At 72.7% G+C, this 21,102-nt stretch carries 23 protein-coding genes and 1 pseudogene; 4 read left to right on the top strand and 20 right to left on the bottom strand.

Annotated features, from left to right (window positions below):
- Positions 1-38: 38 nt before the first annotated feature.
- The 5 genes from ACFY60_RS02900 to ACFY60_RS02920 all read right to left on the bottom strand — a co-directional run bounded on the left by ACFY60_RS02900 (position 39) and on the right by ACFY60_RS02920 (position 5,814).
- Positions 39-707, bottom strand: a complete 669-nt coding sequence (locus tag ACFY60_RS02900) for a hypothetical protein (protein ID WP_388607304.1) — start codon at positions 705-707, stop codon at positions 39-41.
- Complete coding sequence (locus ACFY60_RS02905; RefSeq protein WP_388607302.1) at positions 704-2,161, bottom strand: AI-2E family transporter; 1,458 nt, start codon at positions 2,159-2,161, stop codon at positions 704-706. Before ACFY60_RS02905 ends, ACFY60_RS02900 begins: the two co-directional genes overlap by 4 nt.
- A gap of 112 nt (positions 2,162-2,273) precedes the next feature.
- Positions 2,274-3,032, bottom strand: coding sequence for a transglycosylase SLT domain-containing protein (locus ACFY60_RS02910; protein ID WP_388607300.1), 759 nt, complete (start codon positions 3,030-3,032; stop codon positions 2,274-2,276).
- A 343-nt stretch (positions 3,033-3,375) separates the two neighbouring features.
- The gene (locus ACFY60_RS02915; protein WP_309051227.1) at positions 3,376-4,701 is read right to left on the bottom strand and encodes a PhoH family protein; all 1,326 of its coding nucleotides are present in this window, start codon (positions 4,699-4,701) and stop codon (positions 3,376-3,378) included.
- A 351-nt stretch (positions 4,702-5,052) separates the two neighbouring features.
- The gene (locus tag ACFY60_RS02920; protein ID WP_309051226.1) at positions 5,053-5,814 is read right to left on the bottom strand and encodes an isoprenyl transferase; all 762 of its coding nucleotides are present in this window, start codon (positions 5,812-5,814) and stop codon (positions 5,053-5,055) included.
- A 108-nt stretch (positions 5,815-5,922) separates the two neighbouring features.
- Between ACFY60_RS02920 and mgrA the strand changes: the two genes are divergently transcribed.
- Positions 5,923-6,960 carry an L-glyceraldehyde 3-phosphate reductase gene (mgrA, locus tag ACFY60_RS02925; protein ID WP_388607296.1) on the top strand — a complete coding sequence of 346 codons (1,038 nt, stop codon included), beginning with the start codon at positions 5,923-5,925 and terminating at the stop codon, positions 6,958-6,960.
- A gap of 348 nt (positions 6,961-7,308) precedes the next feature.
- Here the strand turns inward: mgrA and ACFY60_RS02930 are convergent, their stop codons facing one another.
- Both ACFY60_RS02930 and ACFY60_RS02935 read right to left on the bottom strand, forming a co-directional pair.
- Complete coding sequence (locus tag ACFY60_RS02930; RefSeq protein WP_309051224.1) at positions 7,309-7,662, bottom strand: helix-turn-helix domain-containing protein; 354 nt, start codon at positions 7,660-7,662, stop codon at positions 7,309-7,311.
- Positions 7,663-7,760: 98 nt separating this feature from the next.
- Complete coding sequence (locus tag ACFY60_RS02935) at positions 7,761-8,498, bottom strand: prepilin peptidase (RefSeq protein ID WP_388607293.1); 738 nt, start codon at positions 8,496-8,498, stop codon at positions 7,761-7,763.
- 73 nt (positions 8,499-8,571) lie between these two features.
- Here ACFY60_RS02935 and ACFY60_RS02940 point away from each other — a divergent pair, with 73 nt between their 5' ends.
- Together ACFY60_RS02940 and ACFY60_RS02945 are read left to right on the top strand one after the other, a co-directional pair.
- Entirely contained in the window at positions 8,572-9,201 is a 630-nt protein-coding gene (locus ACFY60_RS02940; protein WP_388607291.1) for a class I SAM-dependent methyltransferase, read from the top strand.
- 84 nt (positions 9,202-9,285) lie between these two features.
- A complete protein-coding gene (locus ACFY60_RS02945) occupies positions 9,286-9,627 on the top strand; it encodes a DUF192 domain-containing protein (protein ID WP_388607288.1) in 342 nt (113 codons plus the stop codon).
- Here ACFY60_RS02945 and ACFY60_RS02950 read toward each other — a convergent pair.
- Positions 9,599-10,750 (bottom strand): mannosyltransferase family protein, encoded by a 1,152-nt coding sequence (locus tag ACFY60_RS02950; RefSeq protein ID WP_388607286.1) that lies wholly within the window; start codon positions 10,748-10,750, stop codon positions 9,599-9,601. The two genes, ACFY60_RS02945 and ACFY60_RS02950, sit on opposite strands and share 29 nt — an antisense overlap.
- A 30-nt stretch (positions 10,751-10,780) precedes the next feature.
- Positions 10,781-11,188, bottom strand: a complete 408-nt coding sequence (locus ACFY60_RS02955; RefSeq protein ID WP_388607284.1) for a hypothetical protein — start codon at positions 11,186-11,188, stop codon at positions 10,781-10,783.
- A 111-nt stretch (positions 11,189-11,299) separates the two neighbouring features.
- Between ACFY60_RS02955 and ACFY60_RS02960 the strand changes: the two genes are divergently transcribed.
- Entirely contained in the window at positions 11,300-12,235 is a 936-nt protein-coding gene (locus ACFY60_RS02960; RefSeq protein WP_388607282.1) for a hypothetical protein, read from the top strand.
- Between the two features lie 62 nt (positions 12,236-12,297).
- On the opposite strand, the gene ACFY60_RS02965 is transcribed toward ACFY60_RS02960, so the two are convergent.
- From ACFY60_RS02965 to cpaB, 11 genes and pseudogenes are all read right to left on the bottom strand, one after another.
- Positions 12,298-12,918: an OmpA family protein gene (locus ACFY60_RS02965; RefSeq protein ID WP_388607280.1), complete on the bottom strand. Its 621-nt coding sequence runs from the start codon at positions 12,916-12,918 to the stop codon at positions 12,298-12,300.
- Between the two features lie 9 nt (positions 12,919-12,927).
- Positions 12,928-13,227 (bottom strand): hypothetical protein, encoded by a 300-nt coding sequence (locus ACFY60_RS02970; protein ID WP_388607278.1) that lies wholly within the window; start codon positions 13,225-13,227, stop codon positions 12,928-12,930.
- A 288-nt stretch (positions 13,228-13,515) separates the two neighbouring features.
- Positions 13,516-14,121, bottom strand: a pseudogene (locus ACFY60_RS02975) (pilus assembly protein TadG-related protein); the annotation flags it as partial.
- Positions 14,122-14,159: 38 nt separating this feature from the next.
- Complete coding sequence (locus ACFY60_RS02980; RefSeq protein WP_388607276.1) at positions 14,160-14,363, bottom strand: Flp family type IVb pilin; 204 nt, start codon at positions 14,361-14,363, stop codon at positions 14,160-14,162.
- A 343-nt stretch (positions 14,364-14,706) separates the two neighbouring features.
- A complete protein-coding gene (locus ACFY60_RS02985) occupies positions 14,707-15,594 on the bottom strand; it encodes a DUF5936 domain-containing protein (RefSeq protein WP_388608147.1) in 888 nt (295 codons plus the stop codon).
- Positions 15,595-15,611: 17 nt separating this feature from the next.
- Complete coding sequence (locus ACFY60_RS02990; RefSeq protein WP_388607274.1) at positions 15,612-16,583, bottom strand: type II secretion system F family protein; 972 nt, start codon at positions 16,581-16,583, stop codon at positions 15,612-15,614.
- Complete coding sequence (locus tag ACFY60_RS02995) at positions 16,580-17,923, bottom strand: CpaF family protein (RefSeq protein WP_388607272.1); 1,344 nt, start codon at positions 17,921-17,923, stop codon at positions 16,580-16,582. The genes ACFY60_RS02990 and ACFY60_RS02995 overlap by 4 nt, the downstream gene beginning before the upstream one ends.
- The gene (locus tag ACFY60_RS03000) at positions 17,920-18,456 is read right to left on the bottom strand and encodes a TadE/TadG family type IV pilus assembly protein (protein ID WP_388607270.1); all 537 of its coding nucleotides are present in this window, start codon (positions 18,454-18,456) and stop codon (positions 17,920-17,922) included. Before ACFY60_RS03000 ends, ACFY60_RS02995 begins: the two co-directional genes overlap by 4 nt.
- A gap of 173 nt (positions 18,457-18,629) precedes the next feature.
- Positions 18,630-18,995 (bottom strand): TadE/TadG family type IV pilus assembly protein, encoded by a 366-nt coding sequence (locus ACFY60_RS03005; protein WP_388607268.1) that lies wholly within the window; start codon positions 18,993-18,995, stop codon positions 18,630-18,632.
- Positions 18,996-18,998: 3 nt separating this feature from the next.
- Positions 18,999-20,270 carry a CpaE family protein gene (locus tag ACFY60_RS03010; protein ID WP_388607266.1) on the bottom strand — a complete coding sequence of 424 codons (1,272 nt, stop codon included), beginning with the start codon at positions 20,268-20,270 and terminating at the stop codon, positions 18,999-19,001.
- A 7-nt stretch (positions 20,271-20,277) separates the two neighbouring features.
- Positions 20,278-20,988, bottom strand: coding sequence for a Flp pilus assembly protein CpaB (gene cpaB, locus ACFY60_RS03015; RefSeq protein WP_388607265.1), 711 nt, complete (start codon positions 20,986-20,988; stop codon positions 20,278-20,280).
- Positions 20,989-21,102: the final 114 nt, after the last annotated feature.

Raw genomic sequence — 21,102 nt, forward strand, 5'->3', positions numbered from 1 at the left:
GGAGGGCCCCGGGGCAGCAGCCCCGGGGCCCTCTTCCGTCACTTCTTGAGGGCGGCGAGGAGCGCGAGGGCGTCCTGGGTCAGGGGGACCTCGATCCCGGAGAGGTCGGCATCGGACATCTCCACCGTTCCGTCCGCGTCGGCGACGTACTGCCGGGAGACGTCGAGGTCGACCTCGATCTGGCCGTCGAGGATCCTCAGGAGGCCGCCCTCCTCCCCCCGGTCGTCGAAGAAGGCTCGCTCCCCGAGGCCGTCGATCGTGCGGACGGAGCCCTGGCTCAGCGCCCGTGCGTCGAACTCCGGCCCCGGGTCGGTCACCTTGTGCAGGGTGTACGTGATCCCGACGGTCGGTCCGCTCTCGACCGGTCCGAAGGTGACCGTGCAGTGGGTCACGTGGAGCGCGGGCTCGTTCAGGACCGGACTGCCGCCGGACTGGCTGCGCTTGCCCAGGGCGCCCTGGAGCGCCGGAAGGTCGGCCACCGCGCAGAGGTCCTCGAACGGTTGGTAACCCCCCAGGTCCGGACCGGCGTCCTTCCGCTGCTCGTACGCGGAGAGCCCCGCGCCCCACACCACCGAGGCCGCCAGCGCCCCGCCGAGCGCCCACAGCCAGGGGCGGCGGCGTCCGGCGGGCCGGGGCGGCGGGGGCTCGGCGAACGGACCGGGGCCGCCGAGGCCCGGGCCGCCGTCGAGCTCGGGTTCGGAGATCACGCGTCACCCTTCGGCGGCAGGGTTCCGCCCGGCGGCGTCTCGCCGGGAGCCTGCGGCGCGGGGGCCGGGGTCGGCGCGGGGGCCGGGGTCGGCGCCACTTCGAAGGCGGTCGCGCCGCGCGGCTCGGGTGCGGCGCGCAGGGCCTGTTCGGTGCTCCACGCGCGGAGGTAGCCGACCACGGTGTTGGTGACGGCGACCAGCGGCACGGCGACGACGGCGCCGCCGATGCCGGCGGTGAGGCCGCCGGCGGCAACGGCGAGCACCACGGCGAGCGGATGGACCCGCACCGCGCGGCCGAGGATGAAGGGCTGGAGCACGTGGCCCTCGATCTGCTGCACGGCGAGGACGACGACGAGCACCATCAGGGCGGTGAAGACGCCGTTGGTGACGAGGGCGACGACGCAGGCGAGGGCGCCGGAGACGACGGCGCCGACGAGCGGGATGAAGGCGAAGAGGAAGATGAAGACGGCGAGCGGCACCGCCATCGGCACGTCCAGGAACCAGAGGCCGAGGCCGATGAAGACGGCGTCGATGAGGGCGACGAGGACGGTGCCGCGCACATAGGCGGTGAGGGTGCGCCAGGCGCGCGGGCCGGCGCCCGCGACTCCGGGGCGGGCCTGGGCGGGGACGAGCCCCAGCACCCACTGCCAGACCTTCTTCCCGTCGTAGAGCAGGAAGAGGGTGGAGAACATGGCGAGCAGGATGCCGGTCATCGCCTCGACGACCACCGTGACGCCCTGGAGGCCGGCGGAGGTGATCTGCTCGGCGTTGGCGCCGATGGTGTCGCTGAGGTTCTTGGCGATGTCGTTGATCTGCCGCTCGGTCACGTGGAACGGGCTGTCGAGGAGCCAGCGCTTGAGCTCCTCGATGCCGTCCCTGACCCGGTCGGTCAGGTTGTCGATGTTGTCCATCACCTGCCAGACCACGAACCAGCCGACCAGGCCCATCACGACGAAGCCGGAGACGGCGGTGACGGCGGTGGCCAGGCCGCGCGGCAGGCCGCGGCGGCGCAGCATGGCCACGGTGGGCTGGAGCAGGGCGGTGACGAGGAGGGCGGCGACGAAGGCGAGGACGACGAGCCGGACGGAGCTGATGACCTTCATCAGGACCCAGACGGTGCCCGCGAGGACGAGGAGCCGCCAGCCCGCCTCGGCGGCGACCCGCATGCCCCACGGGATCGCGTCGACCGGTTCGGGCCGGGCGGCGACGGCGGGGGCGTAGTCGGGGGGCGGGGGCACGGTGAGCGTCTGGCCGCCGGAGGGCTCGTCGCCGGTCTCCTGCTCCTCGCGCCCCGGGGGCGCGGCCGGCTTCCGGGCGGCGGGGGCGTTCCCGCTGCCGTACGGCGGGCCGATCGGGTCCTCCCGCTCGGCCTCGGCCCTGCGCTCGTCCAGGCGCGCGCCCATCCGGCTCAGGCCTTCGCCCAGCCGTCCCAGCCACCGTGGCACTCTCGACATCTTGTTCCTCTTCCCCCCGCCGGCTGTTTCACCGCGAACCTACACGCACGAAGCCCCTCACCGTAGGACGGCGAGGGGCTCGACGGGGTTGGCCAGGGCACCCGGGTACCGGCTAGTACCAGCGGTTGGCCTGCCAGAAGGACCAGGCGCCGCACGGGCTGCCGTAGCGGCCGTCCATGTAGCTGAGGCCCCACTTGATCTGGGTGGCGGGGTTGGTCTGCCAGTCCGCGCCGGCCGAGGACATCTTGTGGCCGGGGAGGGCCTGGACGAGGCCGTAGGCGCCGGAAGAGGGGTTCGTGGCCCGGTAGTTCCAGCCGGACTCGTGGTCCACGATGTTGCTGAAGCACTGGAACTGCGAGGCCGGGATGATCTGACGGGCGATCGCCTTCACCTCGGCGATGGTGTAGGAGCCCTGGGCGGGCGCGGAGAAGCTCGACAGGTCGCGGGCGGCGTCGCGGCTGGCGCGCTCCTCGGCCTCCCGCTTCTCGCGCTCGGCCCGCTCGGCTCGCTCCTCCGCCTCCTTGCGCTCCTGCTCGGCCTTGTCGGCCGCCTTCTTCTTCGCCTCGGCGTCCTTCGCCGCCTGGAGGCGGGCGGCCTCCTCGGCGGACTTGCGCGCGGAGGCGTCGGCGGCGGCGGCCTGGACGTCGGCCTGCTCCGTGAGGGAGGAGACCTGTACCTGGGCCTGCTCGCCGGCGGGGATGTCCGCGAGGAGGGTGGTGTCGGCCGCGGTGGCCTCGAAGTTGTCGCCCGAGGGCTGGGCGGCGTTGCCCGAGGCGACGCCGACGACGGCGCCGACGGTGGTGACCGCGGTGGCCGAGGCCACTGCGAATCCCCGGACCGAGATCCGGCTCACACGGTTTCCTTCCAGCATCGCCCGCACAGGTGACCACGCGGGCGAAATCGTGCCCCTGGCGCTGGTCTTCGACGTAACGGGTCACTGAAGACACGGGCCCGTGGTGCTGTGGGCGGCATACGGCGGACGGTTGTTGAGTTGTGTGCTGCTGCGTCCCTGAGGATGCACGTGTGCCGTATGCGGGGCCTGACGGAAGCAAGACTCTGCCGGACGGCGGCGCCGCAAGGCAATTCCATGTGGCGTGTGAAAGCTCACACCCGGGTGGCCGCAGGTGTTTTGGGGGATGGGGCGGACAGCGGAGCGCCGCCCGGCTAAGCTCCTGCGCTTTGCCGGGCGGCGCCCTCGGTGAGGTGTGTACGGGTCAGATCTGTACGTCCTCCAGCATTTCGGTCACGAGAGCGGCGATCTGGGAGCGCTCGGACCGGGTGAGGGTGACGTGCGCGAACAGCGGATGCCCCTTCAGTTTCTCGACGACGGCGACGACTCCGTCGTACCGGCCGACCCGCAGGTTGTCGCGCTGGGCCACGTCGTGGGTCAGCACCACCCGGGAATTCGCCCCGATCCGGGACAAAACGGTCAGCAGGACGTTCCGTTCCAGGGACTGGGCCTCGTCCACGATGACGAAGGCGTCGTGGAGCGAGCGGCCCCGGATGTGGGTGAGGGGCAGGACCTCCAGCATCCCGCGGCCGAGGACCTCCTCGATGACCTCGCGCCCGGCGACCGCGGACAGGGTGTCGAAGACCGCCTGCGCCCAGGGGCTCATCTTCTCGGACTCGCTGCCGGGCAGATAGCCGAGGTCCTGGCCGCCGACCGCGTACAGCGGACGGAAGACCATCACCTTCTGGTGCTGGCGGCGCTCCAGGACCGCCTCCAGGCCCGCGCAGAGCGCGAGCGCCGACTTGCCCGTGCCGGCCCGGCCGCCCATCGAGATGATGCCGACGTCCGGGTCGAGGAGCAGATCGAGCGCGATCCGCTGCTCGGCGCTGCGGCCCCGGATGCCGAAGGCCTCCCGGTCGCCGCGGACCAGCCGTACGTTCCCGTCGGGCGTGACCCGGCCGAGGGCCTTGCCGCGCTCGGACTGGAGGACGAGGCCGGTGTGCACCGGCAGCTCGGCGGCCTCCGGCACGTACAGCCGCTCCTGGTCGTACAGCAGGTCGATCTGCTCGGCCGACAGCGCGAGCTCGGACATCCCGGTCCAGCCGTTGGCGTCCGTGACGGCCAGTTCGGCCCGGTACTCCTCGGCGAGGAGCCCGACGGAGGAGGCCTTGATGCGCAGCGGCAGGTCCTTGGAGACGACGGTGACGTCGAATCCCTCGGCCTGGAGGTTGCGCGCGACCGCCAGGATGCGGGAGTCGTTGTCCCCGAGCCGGTAGCCGGCGGGCAGGACACCGGGGTCGGAGTGGTTGAGTTCGACACGCAGGGTGCCGCCCAGGTCCCCGATGGGGAGGGGGGCGTCGAGGCGTCCGTACCGCACCCGGAAGTCGTCGAGCAGGCGCAGCGCCTGCCGGGCGAAGTAGCCGAGCTCGGGGTGGTGCCTCTTGGCCTCAAGCTCCGTCACCACGACGATCGGGAGCACGACCTCGTGCTCGTCGAAGCGGGTCACGGCCTTGGGGTCGGCCAGCAGGACGCTGGTGTCGAGAACATAGGTGCGCCGGTCTGCAAGGCGGCGCTTCGTGCTGGTCACCACGGAAGGACAGACCCCCTCTGACGACCCGTTTGAGGTCGGGGTGCGACGGAACCGGTGTCGCTGCGGAATGGGACCGGGTTCAGGCCGCGATGCGCGGGCCGGGCACCGGCCCTCCGCTTCTTCCGTACGTGTCCCGCACGGTCGTCCTGGTGCAAGGGGCCTCCCGGGTGGCGGTCTCCGTGCCGCTCACTTCACCCGGGTTATGCCCTTCTACGGACGCCGCCATGCCGACGCGCCCGGCGGCGTGTTCATGAACGTGCGGTGACCGGTGCACGTCGCGGGGGGCCGGGCCGCGGGAGCCGGGCCGCGGGCACGGGCGCGGCCGGCGTGAACCGGCGGGGGCGGTGGGCCTCAGGTGCCGTAACGGCGGTGCCGGGCGGCGTAGTCGCGCAGCGCCCGCAGGAAGTCGACCTTGCGGAAGGCCGGCCAGTGGACCTCGCAGAAGTAGTACTCCGAGTGGGCGCTCTGCCACAGCATGAAGCCGGACAGGCGCTGCTCGCCGCTGGTGCGGATGACCAGGTCCGGGTCGGGCTGGCCGCGCGTGTAGAGGTGCTCGGAGATGTGCTCGACGTCGACGATCTCGGCCAGCTCCTCGAAGCTGGTGCCGCGGTCGGCGTGCTCCAGGAGCAGCGAGCGGACCGCGTCGGCGATCTCCTGGCGGCCGCCGTAGCCCACGGCCACGTTCACCAGTATCCCGGTGTTGTCGCGGGTGGCCTCCTGCGCCTCCTTCAGCACGGACTGGGTCCGGGCGGGCAGCAGGTCGAGCGTGCCCACGTGGTGCACCCGCCACCGGCCGTCGGCGGCGAGCGAGCGCACCGCGTCCTCGATGATGGCGAGCAGGGGGACGAGCTGCTCCTCGGGCCGGTTCAGGTTGTCCGTGGAGAGCATCCAGAGCGTGACGACCTCGACGTCCGTCTCGGCGCACCAGCCGAGCAGCTCCTGGATCTTGTCGGCGCCGGCCTTGTGACCCTGCTCGGGCGTGCCGCCGGAGGCCTTGGCCCAGCGGCGGTTCCCGTCCAGGATGACCCCGATGTGCTTGGGCACCTGGGCATGGTCGAGTCGGCCTTCCACCCGGCGTGCGTAGAGCCCGTACACCAGGTCGCGCAGGTTCACTGTTCTTTACCCCTCCATGGGCGGCGGTCCGCAGGCCGCCACACTACTGCGCACGGGCGACGGGCTCCCAGCCCGGGACTGTCACAAGTCCGTGATAAGCAGAGATACGTGACTGATTCCCCCCTCTACCGCGCCTCCGCGGACCGCTACGACACGATGGAGTACCGCCGCACCGGCCGCAGCGGTCTCAAGCTCCCGGCGATCTCGCTCGGCCTGTGGCACAACTTCGGTGACGACCGCACGATCGACTCCCAGCGGGCGATCCTGCGCCGCGCCTTCGACCTCGGGGTCACCCACTTCGACCTGGCGAACAACTACGGGCCGCCGCCCGGCTCGGCCGAGCTGAACTTCGGCAAGATCTTCGCCCAGGACTTCGCGCCCTACCGGGACGAGCTGATCGTCTCGACGAAGGCCGGCTATCTGATGCACCCGGGGCCGTACGGCGAGTGGGGCTCCCGCAAGTACCTGATGTCCTCGCTCGACGCCTCGCTGAAGCGCATGGGACTCGATTACGTCGACATCTTCTACTCGCACCGCTTCGACCCGAACACCCCGCTGGAGGAGACGATGGGGGCGCTCGCCTCCGCCGTGCAGCAGGGCAAGGCGCTGTACGTGGGTGTCTCGTCGTACACCGGCGAACAGACCGCAGAGGCGGCGCGGATCCTGAAGGACATGGGCGTCCCGGCCCTCATCCACCAGCCGTCGTACTCGATGATCAACCGCTGGACGGAGGAGGACGGCCTGCTCGACACCCTGGAGGCGGCGGGGATGGGCTGCATCGCCTTCGTGCCGCTGGCGCAGGGCCTGCTGACCAACAAGTACCTGAAGGGCATCCCGGAGGGCTCGCGGGCCACCCAGGGCAAGTCCCTCGACCCCGACCTGCTCTCCGACGAGGTGCTGCGGCGGCTGCGCGGCCTGGCGGACATCGCCGAGCGGCGCGGGCAGTCCCTGGCGCAGCTGGCGCTGTCGTGGGTGCTGCGGGACGAGCGGATGACGTCGGCGCTGATCGGCGCCTCCAGCGTCGCCCAGCTGGAGGAGAACGTGGCGGCCCTGACCGGTGCCCCGCTCACCGCCGCGGAGCTCGAGGAGATCGACTCGTTCGCGATCGACACCGAGGGCACGAACATCTGGGCCGGGCGGGGCTGACGCGCGACGCGTGCGCCGGGGGCCGGCCACGGGGAGCGTGACCGTGGGCCGTGGGCCGTGGACCGTGGGCCGTGGGCCGTGGGAACAGAAAACGGGCCGGTCCGTGGGGGGGATACGGACCGGCCCGAGGGGGGGTTTCCACCATAACCCTTCATTAGTCGTGCTGCGTGCAACGCGCGCCGAGGGAATGGCCGGCGATCCCCCCGATCCCAGGCGGGACAAGGGTCCCGGGCCCTGGTGGCGGGTTTGCGCCCCGGCGTGGCGGCGGGGTTCCGTCCCTCCCACGGGGGACCGCCCCGGACCGTAGCCGCGTTGACGCGCTGCTGGTCCGGGGCGGCCCCGGGCAGGTCAGGCGGCCTGCGCCGCCTTGCGGGCGACGATCTCCGCCATGAAGCGGTCGCCCCACTCCCCCAGCGGCAGCAGCGCCGTGTTCAGCGCCTCGCCGAGTTCCGTCAGGGAGTACTCCACCCGGGGCGGCACCTCGCGGTAGATCTCCCGGTGCACGATGCCGTCCGCCTCCAGCTCGCGCAGCTGCTGGATCAGCATCTTCTCGCTGACCCCCGCGACCAGGCGGCGCAGCTCCCCGAAGCGGACCGGGGCGTGGGCGTGCAGGGCCCACAGGATGAGGGGCTTCCACTTGCCGCCGACCACGTCGACGGCCGCGTCGAGGCCGCAGCCGTACATGCTCTTTCCCTTGGCCATCGCCAACTCCCCTACTCCCAGCCGCTCGGTCCCGGTGCCTGACAACGGTACGTCCGAAGGGGTGCCCCGAGTTCCGCCTTCCGCCAGGAGCGGACCCTTCAGGGCAGGGCGGTGAACGCGCCGAGGAGCAGGCCGAGAAGACCGCCGGCGAGCATGAAGGGGCCGAAGGGGATCGCCGAGGAACGCCCGGCCCGGCGCAGCAGGACGAGCCCTCCCCCGTACACCGCGCCCAGCAGGAACCCCAGGAAAGCGCCCGCGAAGAGGACACCCCAGCCGTACCAGCCGAGCGCCGCGCCCAGGGGCACGGACAGCTTCACGTCACCGAAGCCGAGCCCCCGCGGGCTGAGGAGGTGGAGGACCAGATAGGCACCGCCGAGGCCGAGGCCGCCGAGCAGCGCGTGCGTCCAGGAGCCGGAGTCGTACGGCAGGAGTTCGGCAACTCCCAGGAGCAGCGGCACGGCGGCGGCCAGCGGCAGGGTCAGTCCGTCCGGCAGCCGGTGCACCCGGGTGTCGACCGAGGCGAGGAGGACCGCGAACGGCGCGGCCAGCAGCCACACCGCGAGCTCGGGGCGCGGTCCACCGGTCGCCGCGGCGAGCGCGGCGCAGACGAGGGCGGTGACCAGGGGCGCGGCGAGGGGCACCCGGGTGGTCGCGCAGGCCGCCCGCCCGGGGCCGCCGAGCCAGCCGCGCGCCGGGCCGGCGAGGAGATGCCCGGCGGGGCAGCTGTCCCGCCAGGGGTCACCGGGCGGCACGGCGAGCCGGTACGCGGCACGGGGGACGAACATCCCGGCGACCGCGCCCCACAGGGCGGCGAGGGTGATCAGCGTGGCGTACACGTGCCAGACCCTAGGGGGTGTGGGCGGGGAACGGCCGTGCGGCGGGCGTGGGTTCGGGTGTTAGCGTCGTGCCGTGGTGGAGCACCGGAACGAGACCAGGGCGGCCTACGACGGGGTCGTCGAGTTGTACGCGTCGCTGTTCGCCGACGGGCTGGAGACGCAGCCGTTCGCACGGGCCATGATCGGCACCTTCGCCGAGCTGGTGCGCGGCGCGGGGAACCTCCGGGTGGCCGACGTGGGCTGCGGGCCGGGGCACGTGACGGCCCTGCTGCGGGACCTGGGCCTCGACGCCTTCGGTGTCGACCTCTCCCCCGGCATGGTCGAGCACGCGCGGCGGGCGCATCCGGGCCTGCGGTTCGAGGTGGCGCCGATGGAGGATCTGCCGGTGGCGGACGGCGCGCTCGGCGGCGTCCTCGCCCACTACTCGATGATCCACACACCGCCCGCCGAGCTGCCCGCGCTGCTCGCCGAGCAGGTGCGGGTCCTGGCGCCGGGCGGGCTTCTCATGGCCTCGTTCTTCGGGACGGAGGGACCGGAGCCGGTCCGCTTCGACCACAAGGTGACGCCCGCCCACAGCTGGCCGGTGGACCGTTTCGCGAGCCTGCTGACCGGGGCGGGGCTCGTCCCCTTCGCCCGTCTGCTCCACGACCCGGCCTCCGAGCGCGGCTTCCTCGACACGCACGTACTGGCCCGCCGGGTCTAGTCGGGTCGCCGGACACGGGGAGGGGAGCGGGCCGTGGGGTGGTGGCCGAGGGCAGGGTGGCGGGACGGGTCGGGGGTGCTGGCCGTGCCGGGCGGGCCGCCGGAGGTGCCGCTGGAGGTCGCGGCCTCGTACCGGGCGCGGAGGCGCGGCCTGCTCGGGCGGGACGGGATCGGGGGCGCGATGCTGATCACCCCGACGAACAGCGTGCACACCTTCGGGATGCGCTTCGCCATCGACGTGGCCTACCTGGACCGGTCGTTCCGCGTGCTGTCGGTGGTGACGATGCGGCCGGGCCGGCTCGGCCTGATCCGCCCGCGCGCCCGGCACGTCCTGGAGGCGGAGGCGGGCGCGATGGCGCGGTGGGGGGTGCGGCCCGGAGTGCCGGTGGCGGTGCGGCTCACGGAGGGCCGGAGCCGAGCAGGGTGAAGGCACCGTAGGCGGCCGAGGCGAGGGCGAGAACGACGAGGACCGGTACGGCGGTTCGGGGCCGGAGGCGGGCCAGGGCTGCGGCCGGCGGCAGCAGCAGCCCGAACGCGGGCATCATCAGACGCGGCCGGGAGCCGAAGTACGCCGCTCCGATCAGGGAGACGACGACCACCCCGACCGTGTACACGAGCAGGGGCAGCGGCTGCCGCTGCCGGATGCAGAGCGCCACCAGGCCGCCGAGGAGCACCAGGGCGGCGGACAGGCCGAGGGCGGCGGGCCACGGGAGGCCGGCGATGAAGCGGGCCAGGGCGAGACCTCCGTCGATGGAGTTGCCCCAGGCCGCCTGCACGGCGAAGTAGGCGGTCGGAGCGCCCTCGCGGACACCGACGTACGCGATGTGTCCGAGCCAGCCGAGAGGTGCGATCAGGACCCCGGCGACGGTACGCGGCGGCAGGCGCCGGTCCTGTACGAGCGCGGCGAGGGCCGTGACGCCGAGGGCGGCGATCAGCGCGACGGCCGTCGGGCGGGTCAGCCCGGCGGCGGCGCAGAGCAGGCCGGCGAGGATCCAGCGCCCGCGGAGCACGGCGTACAGGGACCAGGCGGCGAGGGCGGTGAACAGGCTCTCGGTGTACGCCATCGACTGCACGAACGCGGTCGGGTACACGCCCCAGAGCACGGCGAGCAGCACCCCGGTCCGCTGTCCCGCGATGTGTGCCCCGCACCGGTACAGGCCCCAGGCGGCGGCGAGCGAGGCGGTCCAGGAGACGAGCAGCCCCGCGGTGGCCGCGTCGAGCGGGAGGACGGCGGACAGGCCCCGTTCCAGGGCGGGAAGGAGGGGGAAGAACGCGAGGTCGGAGTGGACGGCGCCGGTGGGGAGGGTGGCCTCGTACCCGTAGCCGTTCTCCGCGACGCGGACGTACCAGACGGAGTCCCAGCGGCCCCGCAGCCGGTGCAGCCAGTCCTCACCGGTCACGGCGGCGGCGAGCACGAGGACGGCGAGACCGGTGAGCCGGGTGGCGGCGTAGCCGCCGACGGCGAGCAGGGCGGGGCGGGTGAGGGTGGGGGGACTGCTGGTGCCGGTGGGGGGACAGGTGGTGTCGGTGGGGCGGCGGGGGTCGGGCATGCGGTCGATTATCCGGGGGCCCGAAGGCGCTCAGCCGAGAGGCCTTATCCGGACGAACTTCGCGGAGAGCACCGGTCCGAGCTGATGGACGATGGCGTGCCCCGGCTCGTGCGGCGCGGGCAGGTCACCGAGGAAGGAGGTCACGATCACCTCGTCGATCCCGAGGATCCCGCGCCGGCTCTGCTCCTCCAGGAAGTCGAGCGTGCGGCGCCAGTCGGGGGCCGCGGTGGTTCCCGACGCGCGGGGCGGGTGCGGCGCCTCGGGCGGCGGCCCCTCGCGGAGGAAGGAGCGGACGGTGCCCTGGACGACGTCCCAGAAGAAGACGTGCGGCAGGACACCACCTTGCAGGAAGACGTGCGACTCGTACGCACCCCGGAACTCGGGGACACGGGCGACGAGATCACTGACCAGCTGCACACTCGGCGTCGTCGACGTCATCTGCGGCCCACTCCGGACGGTCCCTGTTGTCGTTCCGCTCCAGAATGCTCCTCCACAGGGGGTTTTCCACAGGGGGTGCGAAGGATCCCTCTTCCGTGGATCGTTGGGCATATGTACGAGTTGCTGATCCTCGCGCAGGGCGGGGTGCTCCTGACGGTCCGGGCGCTGGCGGCGGGCTGGTCGCGCGGCCGGCTCGCGGGCTACCTGCGCCGTGAGCAATGGCAGCGGGTCTGCCGGGGCGCCTGGGCCGTACCGGGCAAGGAGGTGGACTGGCGGGTGCGGGCGCGGGCGCTCCAGCTGCTCCGCCCCGAGCTGGTGTGCAGCCACCGGACGGCGGCCCTCCTGCACCGGATCGAGGTCCTGGCACCCCCGGGCCACCCGGCCGGCGCCGACCTCCTGGACTTCACCGCCCCCTGGCCCGCGAAGGCCTCCCACGACGAGCGGATACGCGTCCACACCACGGTCCGACCTGCCGAGCGGGACCGGGTGCTGCGCCGCGGCCTGTGGACGACCACCCCGGCCCGGACGGTCGCCGACCTCATACGGGGCTGCCGCGACCGGGAGGAAGCGGTCGTGGTGGCGGACTCGGCGCTCGCCCGGCGGGCCGTCGCGGGCGTCCGCCGCGAACCCCTGGTCCACCGCGAGGAGCTGGCCGCCGCACTGTCCGCCCGGCACCCCGGCGCCCGGCGGGCCCGCGCCTGGCTCCGGCTGGCCGAACCCGCCTCCGGCTCCCCCGCCGAGACCGTCGCCCGCCTGCGGATGGCGGACGCCGGCCTCCACCCCGAACCGCAGCCGGCCCTCCGCACCGCCCGCGGCCACGTGGTGCACCCGGACTTCCTGTTCCGCGCGGCCGGCCTGGCCGTCGAGATCGAGGGCTACGCCTTCCACGGCACCCGCCACGCCCACGAACGCGACATCGCCCGCTTCAACGCGCTCCAGTCCTGCCCGGAGATCCGCCGCGTGCTGCGCTTCACGGCCCGCGAGGTCTTCACCCGCCCGGACCGCGTGACGGCGACGATCCGGGAGGCGCTGGCACTGGAGCGGTGACGGGAGGGGTGGGGGTGGGAGGGGTGGGGGTGGGAGGGGTGGGGGTGGGGGGAGGGAGGGGGTCAGGGGGCGTCGGTGCGGGGGAAGGAGATCTCGACGCGCCGGTTCTTCCTGCGGCCGTCCTCCGTCCGGTTGTCGGCGATGGGGTAGTCCTCGCTGTACCCGCGGATCTCGTACGCCGTCCCCGGGTCCAGCCGCCGCGCGAGCACCCGCTGCACGGCGACCGCACGCTCCTTGGAGAGCTTCAGCCCGTGCTCGTATGTCCCCAGGTTGTCCGTGAACCCGAACACCCGGACCCGCCCGGCCCCCTGCTTGCTCACCTCCGCGGCGATCGCGAGGATCCGGGCGGTGGCGGAGGGACTGAGCTGGGCACTGTTCTTCGGGAACAGCACCTCGGCCTGCAACGCGAACGTCACGTCCACGTTGGTGTCCTGCCGCCGCTGCTCGCCGCCCTGTTCCTCGACGATCTGCTTGATGTCGAGCACCTTGGCGGGCGCGAGGGTGGCCCCGTCGGGCAGCATCAGCCCCGGCGCGTTCGCGTCCACCGCGGGCGGCGCGGCCACGACCCCGGCGGACCCGGGCGGGTCGTCGGCGTACGCGGCACCGGCCTGCAGTCCCCAGGTGAGCGTGACTCCCACGATGAGGAGGGCGGCGAAGCGGCGCGGTCTTGTCGTCGTCGTCATGGCGTCGCCTCAGGAGAGCTTGAGGGTGGCGGGTTCGAAGGTGGGGAGCTGGAAGGAGACTTCGGTGGTGGTGGCGGGGGGTGCGGGGAATTGTATGAAGACGGAGGTGGATTTGCCGGGGCCGAGGGTGGAGAGGCCGACCGTGGTGAGGGGGCGGCCGTCGGTGTCGCGGAGGACGTAGTAGCGCTTTTTGCCGAGCCCGTCGACGAGGGTGGCTCCACCTAGGGAGTTGCCGTGCTTCACGACCTCGGTCTCGTCGCCACTGAGGCGTGCCGGCACGATGGTCGATGTCTCGGATGTGTTCCGCAACTGTCCCTTGATCGTGAGAAAGCCTCCTTGATCCCGGTCCGCGGAAACAATGGACAATTCCAGACCCTTTTGCCCCTTGGCGACTGCCAGTGTTTCTTCTGGTTTCTCACTCGGTTGCGCGCTTTCAGAGGGCATTTCCCTCTGGGCAATCGAGCTACGAGACGCCGGTTTGTCGGCGGAGGGCTTCTCGTCGCTCCCGCAACCTGCCAGCAGGACGGCGGCAGCTACCGATGCAACGGAGGCAACGCCTCTCCGTGCGAACCGTGGAATCATCAGGGCTTGTTTCCTTTACTCGTCTTCGCCGGCCAACCGGACGGTGAAAAGGTCTGCGGCGCCAGGCAGCCGCGGGTCCTCTGGGTCCACTTCCCACTTTTCTCCGTCGCAGGTGAGGACGGCCGGAAGCGGCTCCTCATCCGGCACCGGGGTGGGATTGGCATCCGGTTCAGGTTCCTCCGGCGGGTCGAACAGGCACAGGGGTTCGATCACTGCGGTGGCCGACGCTGTGGCACGCTGCGCATCCGCCCCGGGGACAATGGAACGACCAACCGTCGAGGTGGTCTGCACCTTGACGCTGAAGCCCTCGCGACCGTCACCAAGCCGAAGACACGCCCTGGCCACGATTCGGGCGTCGTTCCGTGCCGCCAAGTCGGCCGCCCGCTGACATGCACGGTCAGCTATGTAAGACCTGCCACGCCGGAACTCCTCCCACTGGGTGGGATCGAGAACAACAGCCAGCCAACCATCTCGAAGTTGCTGCCGGGCATCCTCTGCGGCCGCCAGTGCTGCCGCGTCGGCGGCGGTCTGCGCACCGTTCCGTAGGGAGGCGGCCTGCCCCACGGCGAAGTACACGAATGCGAGGAACAGCAGGCCTGCCACCGCCGCGATGTAGACGGGGAAGGCCTGGCCTGACGCGCCCCCAAGACAGTTCGCGCTTACTCGCCTCCCGCCAACTCGGCGATCTTCTGAGTAATCGCGTCCTTGATGGACTGGCCGATGTCCGTGCCGGTGATCGCGATCACGATCGCCACCACCACCACGATGATGCCCAGGTACTCCACCGCCGTCTGGCCCCGGTCGTCCCTTTGGGTGGACCAGAGCTTTGCCTTGGTCAGGGCTTTGAGCATCGCGTCGTTCATCGTGGTCCCCTCCGCGTTCGGACGCTTGCGTGTGGGCACGGTGCGGCCCGTGGGCTGGTGTACCCCGGAGGTGCCGGGGGTGTTCGTCGGGTGTGGTCATGGCCGGGGCCTCGTGCCTAGCCAGGAGGCTAGGGCCTCGGGGTGGGGGTGGGGGTGGAGTTCCGGGAAGAGGGGTGGGCGGGTGGGGGTGGGTGGCCGGAATGTGGTGGTCATCCGTGGCTCCTCCCCCCAGGTACGTACGCTCGCTGACAAGGTTGCGCCTGCGAAGGCGATCCGTAAAGGGGCCCTGCGGCAAAGGGGCTTGGGCGCGGTCCGGTGGTGTGCAGTCGCACGTTCGGCTCCCTCATTCACCGGTGATCGAGCCGAAGTCCGTGCCGGTGCCCAGAAAGAGTCCCGCTCCGAGAAGGATCATCGTCGCCGGGACCATCAGGGTCGTGATGACCATCGTCGCCTTGGGGACCGCCCGTGCCGCTTTCCTGCGGGCGTTCTGGGCGTCCGTGCGGCGCATGTCGTCAGCGATCTGGATGAGGGTCTCGACGATCGGGGCGCCGAGTTCCTCGCCCTGCTGGAGGGCGGTGACGAACTGGGCGACCTGTTCGGAGTCGTTGCGTCGGCGCAGTTCGTCGAAGGCCTGGCGGCGGCTGACGCCCATGTCCATCTGGCGCAGGGTGATGCGCAGCTCGTCGGCCCAGGGGCCCTCGTACTTGTCCGCGACGCGTTCGAGGGCCTGCCGGAAGGCGAGGCCGGCGGAGACGACGACGGCGAGGACGTCCAGGAAGTCCGGCAGGGTGCGTTCGATCTGGTCCTTTCGGATGCGGACGGCCGACCAGATGCCGACCTCCGTCCAGAACGCGCCGAAGGCGAAGAGGAGCAGCGCGGTGAGGTAGGAGCCCTTGGAGAGCATCAGCAGGCCGCCGAGGGCGCCGAGGAAGCCGTAGACGGCGCGCCGGGCGCCGTACCGGTCGATGGTCAGTCCGCCGGGGTTGCCCGCCAGGTCGATGCGGCGGCGGACGGCGTTGACCCGCTTGGGTCCCATGAGGCGCAGGACGGCCGGGGACCAGCGCATGCCGAGCCGGTCGACGGCGGAGTCCACGGCGCCGGTGCGGGTGGCGCCGACCTCCAGGGCGAGACGGAGGTCGTCGGGGAGTCGGGCGTCGGCGCGGTAGAGGCGCAGGCCGTAGGCGATGCCGGCGACGGAGAGGCCGGCGAGGAGGGCGAGGAGGAGGTCCATCACGCGGTCACCCGTCCCTAGACGTCGATCTTCGAGAAGCGGCGGATGGCGGCGAAGCCGACCACGTAGAGGACGCAGGCGGCGATGACGGCGAGCTGTCCGACGGCGGAGTCGGTCATGCGGTCGAGGGCGCCGGGCTGCATGTTGTCGATGAGGAGGAGGGAGCCGATGCCGATGACGGGGACGGCGTAGGCGGTCATGCTCACCTGGGACAGCTGAGTGCGGACCTCGCGCCGGGTCTCCTTGCGTTCCTCCAGGGTCTTGGTGAGGTTGCGGAGGGAGGAGACGACGGTGCCGCCGGCCCGGTTGGCGAGGACGAGGGTGGTGACGAGGACGACGAGTTCGCGGGAGGGGAGCCGTTCGGCGAGCTCACCGAGGGCGTCGTCGAGGGAGGTGCCGACGGCGAGCTGCTGGGCGACCTTCTCCAGTTCGTCGCCGGCGGGGGCCTCCAGTTCGTCGGCGGCGAGGCTGAGTGCCATGCGCAGGGCGAGTCCGGCCTGCGTGGCGTTGGCGAGGATGCGGGAGAGTTCGGGGAGCTGGTTGATGAACTTCTCGATGCGTTTCTGGCGCTGCCAGTTGAGGTAGCCGAGCGCGACCCAGATGCCGAGGAATCCGCAGATCGGACCGAAGAACGGGGAGAGCGCGGCCTGGCCGGCGACCCAGAGGACGGCGACGGTGGCGGTGAGGGCGGCGGTGAACTCGCCGGGGGTGATGTCGAGCCCGGTGGCCGCGATCCGCAGTTCCAGTTTCCGGCCCGGCGCGGTGGACCGGAGCCGCCTGTCGAGCGTACGGAAGCGGCGTCTGCGGCGGCCGGCCGTCCCGGGTGCGGTGGTGTCGTCGAGCCGGGCGACCAGGGCCGCGTGGCGCCGGGCCCCGTCGGCGTACAGCTGGACTCCGACGACGCCGAGCACGCAGGCGAGCAGGACCGCCCCGAGGGTGAGCCAGAAGGGGTCCGTCCACAGGGACGACCACGAGGGGTCCTTGGTCATTCCGCCTCCCGGGTGGCGAGGTGGGCGTCGGTTGCGGCCACGCCGAAGGCCTGGGGGATGGGCTGCCCGGCGAGGTAGAGGCGTTCGGCGACGCGCCGGGGCAGCGGGTGGTACGCGTACTGCCCGTACACGCGGCCGTCGGCGGCGAGCGGCTGGGCGTGGAAGCGGCAGACGGTGGCGAGGAGGAACCGTTCGCGGCCCTGGGAGGCGAGGACGGCGATCTCGGTGATCCTGCGGGTGCCGTCGGGGTGCCGGGTGAGCTGGACGAGGACGTCGACGGCGCTGTTGATCTGGTCGCGCAGCGCCTCGAAGGGCACCTTCACCTCCGACATGGAGGCGAGGGTCTGGAGCCGCATGAGGGCGTCCTCGGCGGAGTTGGCGTGGACGGTGGCGAGGGAGCCGTCGTGGCCGGTGGACATGGCCTGGAGCATGTCGAGGGTCTCGCCGCCGCGGACCTCGCCGACGATGATGCGGTCGGGGCGCATGCGCAGGGAGTTGCGGACGAGGTCGCGGATGGTGATCTGGCCGCGGCCCTCGATGTTCGGGGGGCGTGCCTCCAGGCGGATGACGTGGGACTGCTGGAGCTGGAGTTCGGCGGAGTCCTCGATGGTGATGATGCGTTCGCCGTCGGGGACGAGGCCGGAGAGGGCGTTGAGGAGGGTGGTCTTCCCGGTGCCGGTGGCGCCGGAGACGATCACGTTGAACCGGGCCTGGACGAGCCCGGAGAGCAGGAGCAGCATCTGCTCGTCCAGCGAGCCGAGGCCGATCATCTCGTGGAGCGTGTAGGAGCGCGGGAAGCGGCGGATGGTGAGGGTCGCGCCGGTGAGGGAGAGCGGCGGGATGATCACGTTGACGCGTTCGCCGGAGGGGAGGCGGGCGTCGACCATCGGGTTGGACTCGTCCACGCGCCGGTTGACGGTGGAGACGATCCGCTCGATGGTCTGCATGAGCTGGTCGTGGGAGGCGAAGCGGAGCGGCAGCAGTTCGACGCGGCCGGCACGTTCGATGAAGATCTGGTCGGGGCCGTTGACCATGATCTCGGTGATGGAGGCGTCTTCGAGGAGGGGTTCGAGGACGCCGAGGCCGAGGGCCTCGTCCACGACCCGGCGGATGAGCTGGGCGCGTTCGGCGGTGGAGAGGACCGGGCCCTCGCGGCTGATGATGTGGCCGAGGACGCGTTCGAGGCGGGCCCGGCGCTCGGCGGCGGCGAGCGCGGACATCTCGGTGAGGTCGATCTCCTCCAGGAGCTTGGCGCGGAAGGCGGCGACGAGGTGGCCGTCCTCGCGTCCGCCGCCGGTGCGTTTCTCCTCGGGGGCGTTGATCCGGGCGCGCAGGCTCATGGCCGCTCCTCGTCGGTGGCGGGCAGGGGCATGGTGGCGGTCTTCTCTGCGGTGCCGAAGTCGTCCCAGAACGGGACGACGGAGGGGATGCGGACGTGGACGGTGACGGTGACCTCGCCGGCGCCGGGGCCTCCGCCGACGGCGACGGAGGTGACCCGGTCGGCGGCGGCGTGGGCGGCGGCGACGGCACCGGGGGCGTCCTCGGCGTCGCTGCTCTCGGCCCGCGCGGCGGCGCGGGCGGCCGTGCCCGCCTGCTGGGCGGCGTAGGCGGCGACGCCGAGCTGAAGGCCCGCGAGCCCGACGAGAAGGAGCAGCGGGAGGAAGCCGAGGTACTCGAGGGCGGCCTGGCCGCGGTCGTCCCGTCGGCCGTGGCGGCGGCCGCGACGGCGGTCGGGGCCGGGAGCGGGGCCGAGGCCGGGGGCGGGGCCTGGACCAGGGCCGGGGCCGGTGCCGAGGCCGGAGAGCGTGCGGGCCCGTGGGGAGCCAGGGCCCCCGAGTGACCGCGCCCAGGAGGCCCCGCGCGCCCCGAGCACCCGCGCCCAACGGGAGCCAGGCCCCCCCGACGTACGAACCCCCGCGCTCCGCCCCGGAGTTCGACCCGCGTCCGGCACGGTGTCCCGGACGCGGCGGCGCGGGATCCCGGCGCTGTCGCCGTGGTCCGTCCGGGCTCGGGCGGTCCCGCGCGGGTTCCTCATGGCGTTCCCCCTCACTCCGGTACCTCCGCGATCGCGCCCGCCTCGCCGACCACCGGGATGAGTCCTCCCGTACCGGGGACGAGGACGGGGACCCGGAGTTCGACGCGGACGTGCACCATGCCGCCGGCCGGCTCGCAGCGGCCTCCCGAGACGCTCCAGGCGCCGTCGATGTGCCGTCGGGCCGCGGCGGGTCCGTCGTCGCCGACGGCGCAGGCGCGGGCCGCCTCGTCCGCCGCGTTCCCCGCCAGGGTGTACGTGTAGCCGACGAGGACGATCTGCCAGAGCAGGGCGAGGGTGAGGAGGATCAGCGGCACCATGCCGAGGAACTCGATCGCCGCCTGCCCCCTGTCGTCGTCCCGGATCGCGGTCCCCGTCACGGTTCAGCGTCCTCCGGTGCGGCGCCGCAGGCCCAGGGAGCCGCGGTCGCCCGCGCGGGCGAGCTGCCTGCCGGGGGCGCCGGGGGCCGGGGCGGCGGACGCCGGGGCGCCGGTCAGGCCCAGTTCGGCGGCGAGGCTCCACAGGGCCTGCTTGACGGTGGACCGGGCGTCGAGTTCGTGGAGGCGTCCCGCGTCCACGACGGCCTGGAGCTCCTTGAACTGGGCGGGGACGGTGACGGCCGCCGTCCGGGTGCCGGTGATCTTCTGGACCAGGGGTGCCTGGATCTCGGCGGAGCGGTGGTGGCGGTTGACCAGGGTGACGGTCTCCTCGGCCTTGCGGACCTGGAGCCGTTCCCACATCCGTACCGTCCGCTTGGCGGAGCGCACGGCGATCACGTCGGGTGTGGTGACGAGCAGGGCCGTGTCGGCCATCTCGACGGTGGCGGCGCCCGCGCCGGTGAGCTGGGAGCCGCAGTCCACGACGACGACCTCGTGGCGGCCGCGGAGGGCGCTGACGACCTGGCGGGCGGCGCGGTCGGTGACCTCCTCGCCGCGTTCGCCCTCGGCCGGGGCGAGCAGCAGGGAGAGCCCGGTCTCGTGGACGAAGACGGCGTCCTGGAGGACCCGGGGCGAGATGTCGGCGATGGCGGCGAGGTCGGCGACGGAGCGCCGGAACTGGACGTCGAGGTAGGAGGCGACGTCGCCGCTCTGGAGGTCCATGTCGACCAGGGCGACGGTCCGCCCGGCGGCGCGGGCGGCGAGGGCGAGGTGGACGGCGGTGACGGTGGTGCCGACGCCGCCCTTGGCGCCGCTGACGGTGACGACGGTGCCGCCGGGGCCGGTGACGGTCTCGGCGCCGCCGCCGAGGTGGCGGCGGACCCCGGCGGACCACTGGGCGGCGGCCTGGACGCGGCTGGCGAGTTCCTCGTAGCCGAGCGGGAGGGTGACGAGGCCGCGGGCACCGGCGTCCATGGCGGCGGAGAGGAGGGCGGGCCCGGCGTCGGCGGTGATGAGGACGACGCCGACGGCGGGGAAGCGGAGGGCGACCGCGCGGACGAGTTCGAGGGCGGGGACGGGTCCGATGCGCTCGTGGACGAGGACGACCTCGGGCAGCGCGTCGAGGGAGTCGGCGGCGAGCCGGGCGAGGGTGTCGAGGAGCTGGGTGGAGTCGGGGACGGGCGGGGCCGGTTCGGCGTCGGGGAGCTGGCCGGCGAGGGTGGTGACGGACCGGGCCGCGTCGGGGTCGCCGACGGCCGGCAGGATCCTGGTGGTCATACCGGCCTCACTTGTCCTTGTCGAGCGTGTAGGTGCGGTCGCCGGGTGCGGCGGGGGCGCCGGCCGAGGAAGGGGCGACGAGGGCGAGGCGTACGTGTTCGGCGAAGGACTCGGCGTACGCGACGCGCTGGGCGTCGGCCGTGGTGAGGGCGAAGGTGATGGGGACGGCGGAGGTGGCCCGGTCGGTGCGGTCGCTGCGGCTGTCGATCGGGGTGATCTTCCCGACGCCGATGACGCGGGCGGACGCGACGATCAGGCGGGACTGGGGCGCCTCGCCCTTCTTCACGCCGTCGAACGTGGCGTAGATGTTCACGCGGGCGCCCGCGGTGATCTTGCCGGCGACTCCCGTGCCGGCGTCGATCATGATGGCGATCTCCTGTTCGCCGGGGCGGAGTTCGGGCCGCTCGACGATCATGTCGGTCTGGAGGAGCGAGCCGGACCGGAGGGTGGTGACGGCGATCTTGCCCTCGATCTGCCGCAGGTCGGTGACGGCGGTGGTGGAGAGCCACCGCTCGGGCATGGTGACCTTCTCGAACTGCGAGGCCTTGAGGGGGGTGTACGGCTCCACGTCGGCGCGCGCGACGCGGTAGGCGGTGACCTCCGGGCCGACCTTCGCGTTCACGTCGCTGATCACGGCGAGGACGCCGGCGAAGGCGCCGAGCGCGCACAGGACGGACAGCAGCAGCAGGATGACGCCGCGGCGCTGGCGGGAGTTCATGGCCGTACTACCTCGTTCGGATCCGGGGGACGGGGGACGGGGGGCCGGCTCCGCCTCACCGGCGCCGGGCCGGGGGCCGGGCGGGGAGCGGCGCCGGTGCTGGGCCGGGGGACG

The sequence above is a fragment of the Streptomyces sp. NPDC012827 genome (assembly GCF_042900905.1).
GTDB lineage: Bacteria > Actinomycetota > Actinomycetes > Streptomycetales > Streptomycetaceae > Streptomyces > Streptomyces gulbargensis.

Excerpts from the sequence above, each read along its gene's own strand:
- ACFY60_RS02905 (WP_388607302.1), bottom strand. The coding sequence starts at position 2,161 with ATGTCGAGAGTGCCACGGTGGCTGGGACGGCTGGGCGAAGGCCTGAGC.
- ACFY60_RS02910 (WP_388607300.1), bottom strand. The coding sequence starts at position 3,032 with ATGCTGGAAGGAAACCGTGTGAGCCGGATCTCGGTCCGGGGATTCGCA.
- ACFY60_RS02930 (WP_309051224.1), bottom strand. The coding sequence starts at position 7,662 with ATGGCCAAGGGAAAGAGCATGTACGGCTGCGGCCTCGACGCGGCCGTC.
- ACFY60_RS02950 (WP_388607286.1), bottom strand. The coding sequence starts at position 10,750 with ATGCCCGACCCCCGCCGCCCCACCGACACCACCTGTCCCCCCACCGGC.
- ACFY60_RS02955 (WP_388607284.1), bottom strand. The coding sequence starts at position 11,188 with ATGACGTCGACGACGCCGAGTGTGCAGCTGGTCAGTGATCTCGTCGCC.
- ACFY60_RS02960 (WP_388607282.1), top strand. The coding sequence starts at position 11,300 with ATGTACGAGTTGCTGATCCTCGCGCAGGGCGGGGTGCTCCTGACGGTC.
- ACFY60_RS02965 (WP_388607280.1), bottom strand. The coding sequence starts at position 12,918 with ATGACGACGACGACAAGACCGCGCCGCTTCGCCGCCCTCCTCATCGTG.
- ACFY60_RS02980 (WP_388607276.1), bottom strand. The coding sequence starts at position 14,363 with ATGAACGACGCGATGCTCAAAGCCCTGACCAAGGCAAAGCTCTGGTCC.
- ACFY60_RS02985 (WP_388608147.1), bottom strand. The coding sequence starts at position 15,594 with ATGGACCTCCTCCTCGCCCTCCTCGCCGGCCTCTCCGTCGCCGGCATC.
- ACFY60_RS02990 (WP_388607274.1), bottom strand. The coding sequence starts at position 16,583 with ATGACCAAGGACCCCTCGTGGTCGTCCCTGTGGACGGACCCCTTCTGG.
- ACFY60_RS02995 (WP_388607272.1), bottom strand. The coding sequence starts at position 17,923 with ATGAGCCTGCGCGCCCGGATCAACGCCCCCGAGGAGAAACGCACCGGC.
- ACFY60_RS03010 (WP_388607266.1), bottom strand. The coding sequence starts at position 20,270 with ATGACCACCAGGATCCTGCCGGCCGTCGGCGACCCCGACGCGGCCCGG.
- cpaB (WP_388607265.1), bottom strand. The coding sequence starts at position 20,988 with ATGAACTCCCGCCAGCGCCGCGGCGTCATCCTGCTGCTGCTGTCCGTC.